Genomic DNA, 12,383 nt, shown 5'->3' with positions numbered 1-12,383 from the left:
TCCTTGCTTATTAACCGCATAGCTGCGGCATTGCAGAAGGTATGAGTATAGGAGCAGACTGGTTTACCGTCAGGATTCGACGTTGCCGGAGGCATCGGTACGCTGTAGCGTCACCGTACTGTTTTCCCGTTCGCTCGTACGGCTACAGGAAACCAGCTTTTTCTGGCCGTTATAGGAAAAGAAGGTTTCGTTGCTGCTTCTGTTTATCACCATCTGGTCGCCGTTGCGGAACAGCACGATCTCAACCTTATCGCCACTATCCGTATGGGACTGCTGACTGCCGGACGCGATTTGAAAGTTATCGCCCGCCCACAGGATGGTAGTCAGCCCATACTGCGCGTTGGTGACGGTCATGGTCGGACGTCCGGCGCAGCTTATTTGATACTCGCTGTTTTGCATGGGCTCGGCGGAATCGGAAGCGTGAGCAAAAAAAGAGCAGGCCAACAGGCTTCCGACAGCGAATAAACGAAACATGAGCAGGATTCTCCGGGCAGATATAATTTTTTAGTCTGGCACATTATCCTGCCCATGTAGCGCAATTGTCACAATCAGAACAGACCTGGTCTTCCCTATAACCCGCTCATTTCCTTAATATCATCCTGATTAACCGCCTGCTGCACGCCGTTTTCATCCTTATAGATAACCATACCTGTCGCTTTATCCTTTTCCGGCTTGCCCTCTACTACCCTGGTGCTGCCGTCACGCATGTGCAAAACATGATTGCTGGTACAGCCCGTCAGGAGTACCGCAGCAGCAATCAGTGGAAAAAGTAGCATTTTGTTCATCTTTTCTCTCCGTTAGTAAATACCCGCAAGTGTAGTATTTGTGTCGGGCATCCTTTGACGATTATGGCGATATAATCGCGCTTAAGTTCAGACCAGATAAGGAAAGTTATCGCCGCCATCAACAAATTTCAGTTGAAGCCGCGCCAAAATAACTGTATTTTTATCCAGCATTTATAACCAGGATGATCCCCATGTTTGTTGAACTGATTTACGATAAGCGCAACGTTGCGGGCTTACCCAACGCGCAGCAGCTGATTTTAGATGAACTCACAAAACGTATCGGGCGTGTTTTCCCCGATGCCGAAGTAAAAGTTAAACCGATGCAGGCCAACGGCGTCAAAACCGATGCCAGTAAAAATGACAAATCGGTAATGTTGAGAATTATTGAAGAGATGTTTGACGAGGCCGATCAGTGGTTAATTGCTGAAGAGTTTTGAAAGTCAGCACCTGATTGTTATTTTGCCCTACTCATCCACATGCGGTTGCCATTTGCGGCCTGCATGCCCTGCTCTATTGACAAGTTTCCCTGGTGTTGGCCCGCAGTTTCTCTTTGCGGGCATTTTTTTAAATAAAATCCGTCCCCGCGCATAACGCTTCTCCTCTCTTTAAAAAAAACCACACTTAATGTTAAAATTAAGTTAACTAAAACTTTAATATTGTTACAGGGATATTTAATTAAAGTTTCCTGGTAGCGTGCCGAAGAGTGAAATAAGACCAGACAGAATGAAGAGAAAGGCTATGGCTGTTATTTGTATACCTCCGCTAACGGGCCTGTTAATGGATGCGGAATGCAGAAAAGGGACCTCGCTGACCAGGCAGGAAGTAGAAAAGATTCGGGACAGCACAACAACGGTTTCCGTGCCGGACGGTATCGCGAAAAATATGGATCCTTTTTGCGGATACGGTGATATCGACCCGCAAAAATGTTGGGAGACCTGGCTGCGTTATCGTGCCGCTGTACGAATGCTAACGGTTTGAGTATTAACCGTTTTTCTTACGCTGAGCGATTTCGGCGTAAAGCAGATCGTAGACCTGAGCGGCATAGGCCGAACTGTCTCGCAACATCTGAATGGCATCCTCCAGCGTTTGCGGCTCCATCTGGCCTATAATTCGCCACCCCAAAGCAATGTTCTTCGCTTCTTCCAGTTGATCCGGATGATAATCATACGCAGCTTCTGACACGAAATTCTCCTGATTTGAGTTTTGGCCCTATTTTACTGAGCAATGGCTGAGCATCTCAACCCTTGATTTTTTATAAATTTAATTAATGAGCCTTTTTTATGCATTTTTTTCTTTAAACGCTCTTTTAGACAGCAATATAAGGTTTTTCAGCGGCAAAAACAGATTTTTCCTGGCTCTAAAAAGAGAACATTTTGTGGATTATCGTCTACCTGCGGGAAATAGTGTAAGGAAATCGTTCACTTTTGCTTAATTAAGAAAAATCACCCATTACAAAACGTTTCGACAGAATTTTCCCTTGGCCCGCCAAAAAGCTTGCTTCCGTTTTTTTACTTATAAAACATTCGGGAAGTTAACGATAGTTATCTTAATTCAACAGGTTATATTAGTTGCATTCAATATATTTATGACGCGATCAATTACCGCCAGGATAATCACAAGCGTAATAATTTACTTTAAGTCAGAAGATTATTTTGCAGCAGGCACTATACGACCAGCGCCATTCTAAATAAGGGCAAGCATGCCAGCCGCGATACGAGCGCGACTGGCAGAGGGTCAGTGACTTTTTTTGGGGCGCAGCACGGCAAGGATTATCGCCACGTTGCCCTTAGAGCGAAATACTGCGGCGGCAATGACAAGATTTATCGCCAACGATGCCCAGTTAGTATGATCGTAATGATCAAAAAAATAGCGGAATGGGATAGAGCCATAGGCGAGTACGAGCATGTAAGCCAGCCAGGATGCCCAATACTCATGATGTGCGCCGGGTTTGCGGAAAAACATTAGCCGCAACGCTATCGCCGAGCAGGTGACCACGTTAGCAATCACCATGGGGTCATTTGTTACCATGGAAACCTCCTTTTAGCCGGGCCAGCCAGGCAACGGGATCCTGCTGGTTAAAGAACGTTAAGGTTTTAATAGCCAGAGCAGAAAGTAATACGGCCCCCAGTCCATCCAGTGGCCTGTCGCTGTAGCCCAGAACGCTGGCCAGTTTTGCCCCGACGACGCCAGAACCAAATACGCCAACAATCCAGGAGACAACAAAGTAAGCAGCTCTTACCCGTAAAGCGATATCAACTGCGCCCGCAACGTAAAATACCGATCCTGCGAAAGCGCCAAACAGCACGCTGTAATTCATGCCCCCTAACTGACTCGCCACACTCGCTCCGGCTGAAGTTACCGCACCGATGCTAACCACCATTTCATGAATGAACATAAAGCCCCCTTTCTGCTTCAGCGTCTTCTCAAATGGACGAGAAAAAAACTGGCCCGCGCCAGGAATAAAAATCGATTTATCATCGCTGGAGTAGTCGATGTACATAACTTAGCGCGGGATTTGCGTACGCGTGAGCACTCTGCAAATTTATTTGGTGCTGATTAGCAAAGCGATAATGCTTTAGCATGTGGTCTGATAAACGTCGGCCGATAGCGCTCTTTTTTTCTTGTTTACTGCCTTGGGTCGCCTGCTGCCGCCTCCATAAATCTTTTTGCAGTCGACCATAAAAGACGGTGGAAATACGCCCGGTTGCTGCCCGCCTCTATGGCCAGTAGTTTATCAAATTACGCGACTCTGTCAGGGTGTGAGCTGTATGATTCCACAGTATTATTTTGCTGGTTTACCTGAAAACGTTACGTAATAACGTCAGGAAATGATGGTCGACAAAGTTTCCAGTTATAAAGGTTGTTACCCTGGCGGCCCTGCCTGGCAACTCTGACAGAGCAGGTCATATCTGCCGCTGGCGCTTTTATGGAAACTGATGCAAATAAATCGTTGAAAGAAAGAGTTTTCCACTCAATACTTTTTAAAGCGATAGCGCGTACGCCGAGACAGGCACTGTCCGGGTCTGTTAAAACACAGCTTTCCTGGCGACGCGTTATGCCGTTATGGCTTTATCTGTGTAACTTATCCTGCTGGCACTGGATGATCCTTTCCAGCGTCACTGAGAGGTGACAATGCTGCGTTTCATTCTGGCGGGCTGTGCGATTTTGCTGATCGTTGCCGTATTTTTTATCGCTTTATCTTTTCCTGTGCGTATCAAGCTTGAAGACATGCTGTATGAATTTGCGCTCTTTATGATGCGTCATCGCCTGTACTGAAGGAGAGAAAATGGTAAGACTGGCACGGCTGGAAGAAGCAGAAGCACTATGGCAAATCCGTAATCAGGCCGTGCGCTACGGCTGTAAAGAAGCCTATGGCGAAAAAGCCGTTATTGCCTGGACGCCGGACTGTATGCCTTCTGGCTATCTGCGGGCCATCAGCCAGAATCCCTTTTTCGTAATAGATACGCCCGGCTTTCCTGTCGCCACCGGCTTTCTGGACATCAAGCAGCAAAGCGTCGAGGCCATTTTTACGCTCCCGGCATTTATGGGTAACGGCTATGCCACGCAAATCCTCGAGGCGATCAAAACCGAAGCGCGTTCCAGAGGTATTGCTTCATTAACGCTGGCCGCTACGCCTAACGCCGTCTCCTTTTATCAGCGCCACGGCTTTAAGCTGCTAAGAGAAACCCTCTTTCATTCGGCGCTGGCGGGCGATCTACGCTGCATGGATATGCAGGCTGATTTAACTCAAGAAAACGCTTACCGGCGCCCTGATTAAAAATCGTTTAACGATCAAGCAAATAAACACTCATAACCGCAATGCGGCTTGCGTTTCACCTCAGGCCTGCCAGGTTTAACAGCGTGTTTATTTATTTAACCAGGAGATTGAGATGGCCCGTTTTCAGCAAAAAGTTGTCGTGGTAACCGGAGCAGGCTCCGGAATTGGTCAGGCAGCGGCCGAGCGTTTTGCCCGTGAAGGCGCATCGGTAGTGCTGGTCGGCCGCACCAAAGAGAAGCTGGATAAAACGCTGGCAAAACTGACCCAGGGTGAGCATCTGGTTGCGCCTTGCGATGTCGGTGAGGCGGAACAGGTAGAAAAACTGGCGCAAACCGTGACGGACAAATATGGTCGCGTCGATGTGCTGGTCAACAATGCTGGCCAGATTGTGCAGGGCCGCATTCATGAAATTGGCCTGGACGACTGGAAAAAACTGATGAAGGTCGATCTGGATGGCGTTTTTTATTGCGTACATTACTTTATGCCCGCGCTGCTCAAAAGCAAAGGCAACGTGGTGAATATCTCTTCCGTTTCAGGCCTGGGCGGCGACTGGGGCATGAGCGTTTATAACGCGGCCAAAGGGGCAGTCACTAACTTTACCCGCTCGCTGGCGATGGATTATGGCGAAGATGGCGTGCGCGTCAATGCCATCTGTCCCGGCTTTACGTTTACCGATCTGACGGAAGAGATGAAAGACAATCAGCAGCTGCTGAACAAGTTTTATGAGCGCATTCCACTGGCCCGTGCGGGTGAGCCGGATGATATTGCCAGCGCCATCGCCTTTCTTGCCAGCGAAGACGCTAAATACATTACCGGCGTCAACCTGCCCGTTGATGGTGGGATTACCGCTTCCAACGGCCAGCCAAAACAGGCGTAAAAAAGAGGCGGCATACTTTGCCGCCTCTTTTTTTCAGACAGGCCACGCATCGACAAACAGAAGCGCTTGTCCGGCCTTATTCCAGCGTTTTAGCATCATGCTAACCCAGGTCGCTTAGTTTATCCCCGCTCGACCGTTAAGCTTCTGCGCAGCAGGCTCGGGAAGATAAACAGGTTCTTACCGATACCCCGATTGAGTAGCGACCAGCCCCCTACCGAACAGCCTGCGCACAACGCCATCATTGCTACCGGGTATCCCACCGCCCACAGCATCGAAAATGCTTTGCTGGCAAACAAATGATGATGTTCGGCAAACAGAATCGACGACATCCCAAAAAATTCGATAAAAATGCGGTGCAGCACGTAGATTTGTAGCGTATTTCTGCCCAGCCAGTTTAGCCAGCATAATGAGAAATAGCGGTTCAGCGTTCGACAGGCCGCGACAGAGAGTAAAATGGCCATAACGCACAGAAACAGACTATGCGCTATACCCAGCGTCGCGTGGATCAGCGAAAGTACCGCCAGCGCGGCCCAGGGCACCAAATTGTCACGATGCCATTCGCTCCAGCGCAATACAAGGCTGCTATAGAAGGTGCCCAGCAGAAAGAAAACCAAATACTGGGCGACGCTTTGTGGACCCCAGCCGGGAAAGAGTTTCATTACGGCAGCGTAATTTAACCCTACTGCAATCGTCATCATGGCGAATTTCTGTTCGCGCAACAGTTTGGCAAAAATGAAAAACAGACCAAGCGCATATAAATACCAGCTTGAACTCATCGCCAGCAGCATGAGCTTTACGGACTCCAGCGGCGTATCCGCCCAGGCAGCATTGGTATTCTTAGAAAGCTGTTCTCCCATAATTTCGCTGGAGACACCGCGGATCATCAGCCACTGAATAATGCCCCACAGGAAATAGAGATAGAAAAGATTAACTACGCGACTGGTAAAAACCTGCTTCCATGAACGGTTTATAATGCCATTCGTTGCCAGTAAACCTGAGACAAAGAAAAAAGCAGGCATGCGTAGCGGAGAAAGGTACTGATTAAAAGCCAGCCACAATTTGGCGGGTAGCCAGCCGGCGATCAGATGCCCGGTCATCTCAGCATAGCCTGGCAGTATAATATGATATAAAACAACAAGTAATATGCAGATGCCTTTCAGACTATTTATCCAGGCGATATCCGGCTTATGCGTACTATTCATCAGGATCACTCCGACGGTAATTTATCTGGACAGCATGAGGTCGCAATGCGTGTGATTTCAGATGCTATTATCTGGCGCAGGGTAATTATTATCAGAAAACGGTAAAACCATCTTCAAACACAGGCACTAAAATCAGCGACTGGGGGCTGTTAACAGTTTGCTTTAGGTTTGCCAGCGCTATTGCTCTTTTTCTACTGTATAACGCTTTGTTGTGATAAAAGAGCGAAATGAATAATATTCATTAACAACGCCACTATTTTAAAGCAGGTAAAGTTTACATTATCATCAAGATCTTATGACAGCCGGCCATTTCGCAACTTAAAGGAACAGTCCGATTATTCCTCTTAAGGCAAATGATTACCATGAGGTTTTTCTTAAATGCCGAAAACCTGACTAACCCTCCCCGAGAAGATCGGCTCAAATCTTTGTTTTTTAATTGAAAAAAATCAAACTATTATAAAGATAAAGTTTAGAACGCATAAACAGTATTACATTTAATTACCATAGAATAATAATGGAAAAGCATAATAAAAAGTTATAGATAGTTAATGCCGTGACTTTATTAACTCCCGCCATTAGCTGAGTAATATGCTTTTCATTTGCCGTGGGCATTAGAAATCTTTGTTAGCTATGAACGGCTATTTACCAGAAATTAGTAGCGGCAATTGAGTGGAGGTCACCAAACAAAGTCAGTTAAAACTATTGACTAACAATAAAGAGATTTTACTATTACGCGGCCCTGATAAAATAAAGGATTATAATATGGCTCTATTTAGCCTTACTGGTTATGGTGAGGAAAAATCTACAGCACTAATAGCTGATGCTTATGCTCTTAGTACCTATAGTTATCATAATTTCAGTGATGGTTTTTCCTGCGGATACCAGCAATATGGTTTTGGCGCAGGCCTCCCGCTAACGTTAATCAAAGCGCTTTTTGGTAATACTGCTTCTCAGGGTATTATTTCAGGCATTCCCTGGAATCCAGATTCTGAGGCAGCAGCCCAGGAAAAAACCAGGCAGGCAGGATGGTCGATTCTCAGCGCCGAAGAGCTGGGCTACCAGGGGAAAACCAATGCCCATGGCACCTTTTATGGTGAAAAAGCGGGTTACAGCACCAACCAGGCTGAAATCATGGGGAAATATGACGACAGCGGCAACCTGATACAAATAGGTATCGCTTTCCGCGGTACCGGCGCGCCACGTGGCGAATCCATACTGGATACGGTCGGCGACGTCGTTAACGATATCAAAGCCGCACTCTTCCCCGCCGACTATAGTAACAACTTTACGTATCACGCCTTTGGGAACCTGTTAGAAAAGGTGGCCGACTACGCGCAAAAAAATGGCTTAAGCGGCAATGACGTGGTGGTGACGGGCCACAGTTTGGGCGGCCTGTTGGTTAACAGCGTCTCTGCGCTGAGCGAAAGCTGCTGGAATGGATTTTATGCTGATGCAGCCTGTATTGCCCTTGCCTCTCCGACTCAAACCGAAAATGGGAAGGTCCTGAACATTGGCTTTGAAAACGATCCGGTATTCCGCGTGCTTAACGGCACAGATTTCACATGGGAAACGCTCGGGGTGCATGATACGCCACATGACAGCAGCACCGACAATATCGTCAACTTCAATGATTTCTATGCCTCTACGCTTTGGGGATTAACACCCCTGTCCATTTTAAACCCGGCGAGCTGGCTATCGCATATGCCTTTTTTCTACGAAACAAGCCTGTCCCGTATCATCAATTCAGAATTTTATGCGCTGATGGAGAGAGACTCTACGGTCATTACCGCTAATCTTTCAGATGCCTTCCGAGAAAATACCTGGGTAACCGATCTGAATAAATCCGCCCTGCCGCACAGCGGACCTACCTTTATATTAGGGAGCGAAGGCAATGATTTACTCGCTGGCGGAGAAGGTAATGACTACCTGGAAGGGGGAGCGGGTAACGATACCTTCCGTGATGCAGGCGGCTATAACATTATTCTTGGCGGCGAAGGCGATAATAAGCTTGATTTACGGCATGCGTTAAGTGACAGCGAGGTCGCATGGGACGGCTCCACGCTTTATCTACGCGAGGCGGATGGCGGATTGACGCTGGCACAGGATATTCACACCCTGCGCTCCAGAGAGTCTTTTATGTGGCTGTGGAGTCAAAATAAAGATCATCAGGTAACAAGTGAAGGATTGCGCTCTGGCAACCTCCTGACCTTATATGCCGATTCAACTACCGGCGATGCCGACGCTAACAACCTGACCGCGCATAAAGCAGGCAGCTGGCTGTTCGGCCTGCAAGGTGATGATGTTTTGACCGGCGCGGCCACAGGAGGAACAACTTTTGTCGGCGGTGAAGGCGATGATACGCTCCACAGCCAGGGCAGCGATAACAGTTTTCTGTTCACCGGCAACTTTGGTAACGACGTGCTGTATGGCTATAACGCCAGCGACAAGCTGATATTTATGGGGGTAGCTGGCGCAACAGAGGAAAATAGCCTGACGTTTGATGAGGGAAACGCCATCTTCAGCTTTGGCGAAAACAGCGTTACCCTGGTTGGGATAAACCAAAATATTTTTGCAGACGGGCATATTATTGTTGCCTGAATAACACCTCTTTTCCCGCTTCATTAAGCTTTATTTTCAGGCCCGATTTTTCGGGTCTGATTTTTGACTGTAATAAGGCAGCCTCAGCCCTATGGCAACATTACAAGAAAATGAAATTATGCGGATTATTCGCGAACACGGCAGCATATTCTGGTCGCTGGCTTTTTTTAGCGCCCTGATAAATTTAATGATGCTGGCTCCTTCAATTTATATGTTACAGGTCTACGATCGGGTTTTGCCTTCCGGAAATGAGATGACCCTGCTCATGTTAACGCTAATTATGCCGGGCATTTGCGTGGTAATGGGCCTGTTGGAGTATGCTCGCAACATGACGTTGATTTGTCTTGGTAACCGCTTCGACCTCAGGTTGAACCACCGGGTTTATATGGCTGCGGCTCAGGCGAATCTTCAGGCGGGGACAGCCGATGCGGGCCAGAGGCTGCACGATTTGACCACGCTACGTCAGTTTTTAACCGGCAATGCGCTGTTTGCCTTTTTTGATCTTCCCTGGTTTCCCGTCTATTTGCTGCTGATCTTTCTTTTTAACAGCTGGCTTGGCCTGCTGGCGTTGCTGGGCGCTCTGCTGTTGATTGCGCTGGCGGTCATCCATGAAGCCGTAACCCGTACGCCTCTGGCCAGCGCGGGCAAGCTGGCGGGTTCGGCCAATAGCCAGCTTAACAGAGATCTGTCTCACGCTGAGGTCATCAGGGCGATGGGGATGTTGCCTGCTCTGCATCAGCGCTGGCTCGCTCTTCATCACCGCTTTCTGTATCAGCAGTCCGTGGCCAGCCAGCGCGCGGCAATCCTTTCGACGCTGAGTAAAAATCTGCGTTTGCTGCTCCAGTCGCTGGTATTAGGTTTGGGCGCGTGGCTGGCGCTGGCTGGCCAGATAACGCCAGGCATGATGATAGCGGGGTCGATACTGATGGGCCGTACGCTGGCTCCCGTCGACCAAATTATTAACGCCTGGAAAAGCTGGGGTAACGCCCGTCTTGCCTGGCAACGTTTAAACGCGTTGCTGAAAGCCGTGCCGCCGCCGGCTAAAACTTTTACTTTGCCGGTGCCCAAAGGCTTTATCAGCGCCGACAGGATTGCCTCTGGGGGACTGTTACCCTCCGTCAGCTTCGCTTTAAAACCAGGAGATGTGTTAGGCGTAGTTGGCCCGGGCGCTTCGGGTAAATCCACGCTTGCCCGCATGATAGTCGGCATCGTGCCGCTTTCCGCAGGCAGGCTGCAATTAGATAATGCAGATATATCGCAATGGAGCCCTGAAAATCTGGGGCCGCATATCGGTTATCTGCCGCAAAATATTGCGCTTTTTTCCGGCACCGTTGCGGAAAATATTGCCCGCTTTAACCAGCCCGATGCTGCACAGGTTATTGCCGCTGCCCGTCTGGCTGGCGTGCATGAACTGATCCTGTCGCTGCCGCAAGGCTACGAAACCCCTGTGGGCCATAGCGGAACAGGTTTATCCGGAGGACAAATGCAGCGTATCGCGCTGGCTCGCGCGCTATATGGTGACCCCACGCTAATTGTCCTGGACGAACCTGACGCCAGCCTTGATAACGCAGGCGAGCAGGAACTCAGTCAAACCCTTCGGCGGCTCAAGGCGCTTAATAAAACGGTGGTGCTGGTTACTCATCGTCCGGCACAGCTTAATCTGACCACTAAACTGCTGCTGCTTTGTCAGGGTACGCCCAGCGTTTTTGGTGCCACCCGCGATATTATGCAGAAATTACGGCAGGCAGAAACCGCGCCTGATGCCAGAAACTCTCGTTAGCAGTTCGGGCTTACGGATTGACCTGAAAGGATTTTATGATGTTTAGCGAGCGGGCTGATGCCAGCCCAACTTTTCTTCCCCATAACGAGCGTACCTGGCTGCGCACAGGCTGGCTGACGGCAATCGCCGGTTTTTTTAGCTTTATTCTTTGGGCCACGTTTGCGCCGCTGGATAAGGGGGTGGCGACAACGGGCACGGTGGTTGTATCCGGCAATCGCAAAGCCGTTCAGGCTTTTAGTACCGGGATTGTGGAGAAGCTTGGCGTGAAAGAAGGCGATCGGGTGACAGCCGGACAGACGCTGGTCAGGCTTCGTCAGCAGCAGGTTATTGCCCGGCAGCAGTCGCTATACGGCCGCTATCTCTCCTTACTGATAACGCAAAGCCGTCTGCTGGCTGAAGAAGCCGACGCGGAAGAACCTGTTTTATCTGCCGTACTGGAAAAAGAAAAAGCGCGCCCTGCGGTAAAAGCGCTGCTTGAGCTTCAGCGCCAGCTGTTGCAATCGCGTCGCCGGGCGCTGACAGGTGAAATGGCTATCGCCAGGCAGTCGATAGCCGTACTACTCTCACAAAGAGAGGGATTACAGCAATCGACGGCCAGCAAGAGCCAGCAGCTGGCTGCTTTGCGTGAACAGGCCGCTACGCTTAAAAAACTTGCGGCGGCGGGCCATCTGCCTCGCCATGCTTATCTGGACGTTCAGCGCGACTATGCCAGGGTTGAGAGCGAGTTTCTGGAAATGAAAGGCCACGTCGACCAGCTGCGCAAACAGCAGCAGGAAACCGAGCTACGGATGACACAGCTGCTTGCCGACAGGCAGAAAGAGATTTATACGAAGCTGGCGGAAAACCAGCAGGAAATTACCGATTCCCGCCACCAGCTCAGCATTGCTGATATCGATATCGATAACACTCTGATTACCGCGCCGGTCAGCGGCACAGTGCTTGGACTCACTGTTTTTACTGAAGGAGGCGTTGTACAGGCAGGGGAACATCTGATGGCGATAGTGCCCGATAATGAGGCGCTGATTGTCGAAGCCAGACTGCCCGTCAACCTGATTGATAAAGTCCATCCCGGCCTGCCTGTGACCTTGCTGTTCAGCGCCTTTAACCAGAACACTACCCCTAAGATTCCTGGCGAACTGATTATGGTGTCCGCCGACAGCCTGACCGACAGCAGTACAGGCGCAGCTTTTTATCCCATACAGATAGCTATCACCGTGAAAGGAAAAGCGCTGCTGGCCAGACATCACATCAGGCCGGGCATGACGGCGGAAGTCTTTATCAATACGGGGTCGCGTTCATTGATGAACTATTTATTCAGGCCGATTCTGGATCGTGTCGCTACGGCGATGACGGAAGAGTAAAT

General features: G+C 49.3%; 14 protein-coding genes. 8 read left to right on the top strand and 6 right to left on the bottom strand.

The features are described from left to right. Nucleotides 1-69 precede the first annotated feature (69 nt). Complete coding sequence (locus KUE00_RS07165; protein ID WP_246759010.1) at nucleotides 70-474, bottom strand: hypothetical protein; 405 nt, start codon at nucleotides 472-474, stop codon at nucleotides 70-72. A 95-nt stretch (nucleotides 475-569) separates the two neighbouring features. Next, nucleotides 570-785, bottom strand: a complete 216-nt coding sequence (locus KUE00_RS07160; RefSeq protein WP_246759009.1) for a YgdI/YgdR family lipoprotein — start codon at nucleotides 783-785, stop codon at nucleotides 570-572. A 191-nt stretch (nucleotides 786-976) separates the two neighbouring features. Between KUE00_RS07160 and KUE00_RS07155 the strand changes: the two genes are divergently transcribed. Beyond that, entirely contained in the window at nucleotides 977-1,222 is a 246-nt protein-coding gene (locus KUE00_RS07155; protein ID WP_246759007.1) for a DinI-like family protein, read from the top strand. Between the two features lie 301 nt (nucleotides 1,223-1,523). Then, nucleotides 1,524-1,763 (top strand): hypothetical protein, encoded by a 240-nt coding sequence (locus tag KUE00_RS07150; protein WP_246759006.1) that lies wholly within the window; start codon nucleotides 1,524-1,526, stop codon nucleotides 1,761-1,763. A gap of 3 nt (nucleotides 1,764-1,766) precedes the next feature. On the opposite strand, the gene KUE00_RS07145 is transcribed toward KUE00_RS07150, so the two are convergent. The 3 genes from KUE00_RS07145 to KUE00_RS07135 form a co-directional block, all read right to left on the bottom strand. After that, nucleotides 1,767-1,967, bottom strand: coding sequence for a hypothetical protein (locus tag KUE00_RS07145; protein WP_246759005.1), 201 nt, complete (start codon nucleotides 1,965-1,967; stop codon nucleotides 1,767-1,769). Between the two features lie 552 nt (nucleotides 1,968-2,519). Further along, nucleotides 2,520-2,813, bottom strand: a complete 294-nt coding sequence (locus tag KUE00_RS07140) for a phage holin family protein (RefSeq protein ID WP_246759003.1) — start codon at nucleotides 2,811-2,813, stop codon at nucleotides 2,520-2,522. Then, on the bottom strand, nucleotides 2,800-3,180 hold the full coding sequence (locus KUE00_RS07135) for a putative holin (RefSeq protein WP_246759002.1): 381 nt from the start codon (nucleotides 3,178-3,180) through the stop codon (nucleotides 2,800-2,802). The genes KUE00_RS07140 and KUE00_RS07135 overlap by 14 nt, the downstream gene beginning before the upstream one ends. Nucleotides 3,181-3,917: 737 nt before the next feature. Here KUE00_RS07135 and KUE00_RS07130 point away from each other — a divergent pair. From KUE00_RS07130 to budC, 3 genes are all read left to right on the top strand, one after another. After that, the gene (locus KUE00_RS07130; protein WP_246759001.1) at nucleotides 3,918-4,061 is read left to right on the top strand and encodes a hypothetical protein; all 144 of its coding nucleotides are present in this window, start codon (nucleotides 3,918-3,920) and stop codon (nucleotides 4,059-4,061) included. 10 nt (nucleotides 4,062-4,071) lie between these two features. Then, on the top strand, nucleotides 4,072-4,563 hold the full coding sequence (locus tag KUE00_RS07125) for a GNAT family N-acetyltransferase (RefSeq protein WP_246758999.1): 492 nt from the start codon (nucleotides 4,072-4,074) through the stop codon (nucleotides 4,561-4,563). Between the two features lie 112 nt (nucleotides 4,564-4,675). Beyond that, nucleotides 4,676-5,440, top strand: coding sequence for a meso-2,3-butanediol dehydrogenase (gene budC / locus KUE00_RS07120; protein WP_246758998.1), 765 nt, complete (start codon nucleotides 4,676-4,678; stop codon nucleotides 5,438-5,440). Nucleotides 5,441-5,559: 119 nt separating this feature from the next. Here the strand turns inward: budC and KUE00_RS07115 are convergent, their stop codons facing one another. Further along, the gene (locus KUE00_RS07115) at nucleotides 5,560-6,642 is read right to left on the bottom strand and encodes an acyltransferase family protein (protein WP_246758996.1); all 1,083 of its coding nucleotides are present in this window, start codon (nucleotides 6,640-6,642) and stop codon (nucleotides 5,560-5,562) included. Nucleotides 6,643-7,404: 762 nt separating this feature from the next. On the opposite strand from KUE00_RS07115, the gene KUE00_RS07110 reads away from it, so the two are divergent. The 3 genes from KUE00_RS07110 (at nucleotide 7,405) to KUE00_RS07100 (ending at nucleotide 12,381) form a co-directional block, all read left to right on the top strand. Next, nucleotides 7,405-9,240: a polyurethane esterase gene (locus KUE00_RS07110; protein ID WP_246758994.1), complete on the top strand. Its 1,836-nt coding sequence runs from the start codon at nucleotides 7,405-7,407 to the stop codon at nucleotides 9,238-9,240. A gap of 91 nt (nucleotides 9,241-9,331) precedes the next feature. After that, nucleotides 9,332-11,020, top strand: coding sequence for a type I secretion system permease/ATPase (locus KUE00_RS07105; protein WP_246758992.1), 1,689 nt, complete (start codon nucleotides 9,332-9,334; stop codon nucleotides 11,018-11,020). Between the two features lie 35 nt (nucleotides 11,021-11,055). Then, nucleotides 11,056-12,381: an HlyD family type I secretion periplasmic adaptor subunit gene (locus tag KUE00_RS07100; RefSeq protein ID WP_246758991.1), complete on the top strand. Its 1,326-nt coding sequence runs from the start codon at nucleotides 11,056-11,058 to the stop codon at nucleotides 12,379-12,381. Nucleotides 12,382-12,383: the final 2 nt, after the last annotated feature.

Source organism: Erwinia phyllosphaerae (assembly GCF_019132875.1).
GTDB lineage: Bacteria > Pseudomonadota > Gammaproteobacteria > Enterobacterales > Enterobacteriaceae > Erwinia > Erwinia phyllosphaerae.
Note: the sequence above shows the minus strand (reverse complement) of the source record. Positions and strands in the feature narration are given on the sequence as shown.

Bases quoted from the DNA above. Each gene is read 5' to 3' on its own strand.
- KUE00_RS07165 (WP_246759010.1), bottom strand. From the start codon at position 474: ATGTTTCGTTTATTCGCTGTCGGAAGCCTGTTGGCCTGCTCTTTTTTT.
- KUE00_RS07160 (WP_246759009.1), bottom strand. From the start codon at position 785: ATGAACAAAATGCTACTTTTTCCACTGATTGCTGCTGCGGTACTCCTG.
- KUE00_RS07155 (WP_246759007.1), top strand. From the start codon at position 977: ATGTTTGTTGAACTGATTTACGATAAGCGCAACGTTGCGGGCTTACCC.
- KUE00_RS07150 (WP_246759006.1), top strand. From the start codon at position 1,524: ATGGCTGTTATTTGTATACCTCCGCTAACGGGCCTGTTAATGGATGCG.
- KUE00_RS07140 (WP_246759003.1), bottom strand. From the start codon at position 2,813: ATGGTAACAAATGACCCCATGGTGATTGCTAACGTGGTCACCTGCTCG.
- KUE00_RS07135 (WP_246759002.1), bottom strand. From the start codon at position 3,180: ATGTTCATTCATGAAATGGTGGTTAGCATCGGTGCGGTAACTTCAGCC.
- KUE00_RS07130 (WP_246759001.1), top strand. From the start codon at position 3,918: ATGCTGCGTTTCATTCTGGCGGGCTGTGCGATTTTGCTGATCGTTGCC.
- KUE00_RS07125 (WP_246758999.1), top strand. From the start codon at position 4,072: ATGGTAAGACTGGCACGGCTGGAAGAAGCAGAAGCACTATGGCAAATC.
- budC (WP_246758998.1), top strand. From the start codon at position 4,676: ATGGCCCGTTTTCAGCAAAAAGTTGTCGTGGTAACCGGAGCAGGCTCC.
- KUE00_RS07115 (WP_246758996.1), bottom strand. From the start codon at position 6,642: ATGAATAGTACGCATAAGCCGGATATCGCCTGGATAAATAGTCTGAAA.
- KUE00_RS07110 (WP_246758994.1), top strand. From the start codon at position 7,405: ATGGCTCTATTTAGCCTTACTGGTTATGGTGAGGAAAAATCTACAGCA.
- KUE00_RS07105 (WP_246758992.1), top strand. From the start codon at position 9,332: ATGGCAACATTACAAGAAAATGAAATTATGCGGATTATTCGCGAACAC.
- KUE00_RS07100 (WP_246758991.1), top strand. From the start codon at position 11,056: ATGATGTTTAGCGAGCGGGCTGATGCCAGCCCAACTTTTCTTCCCCAT.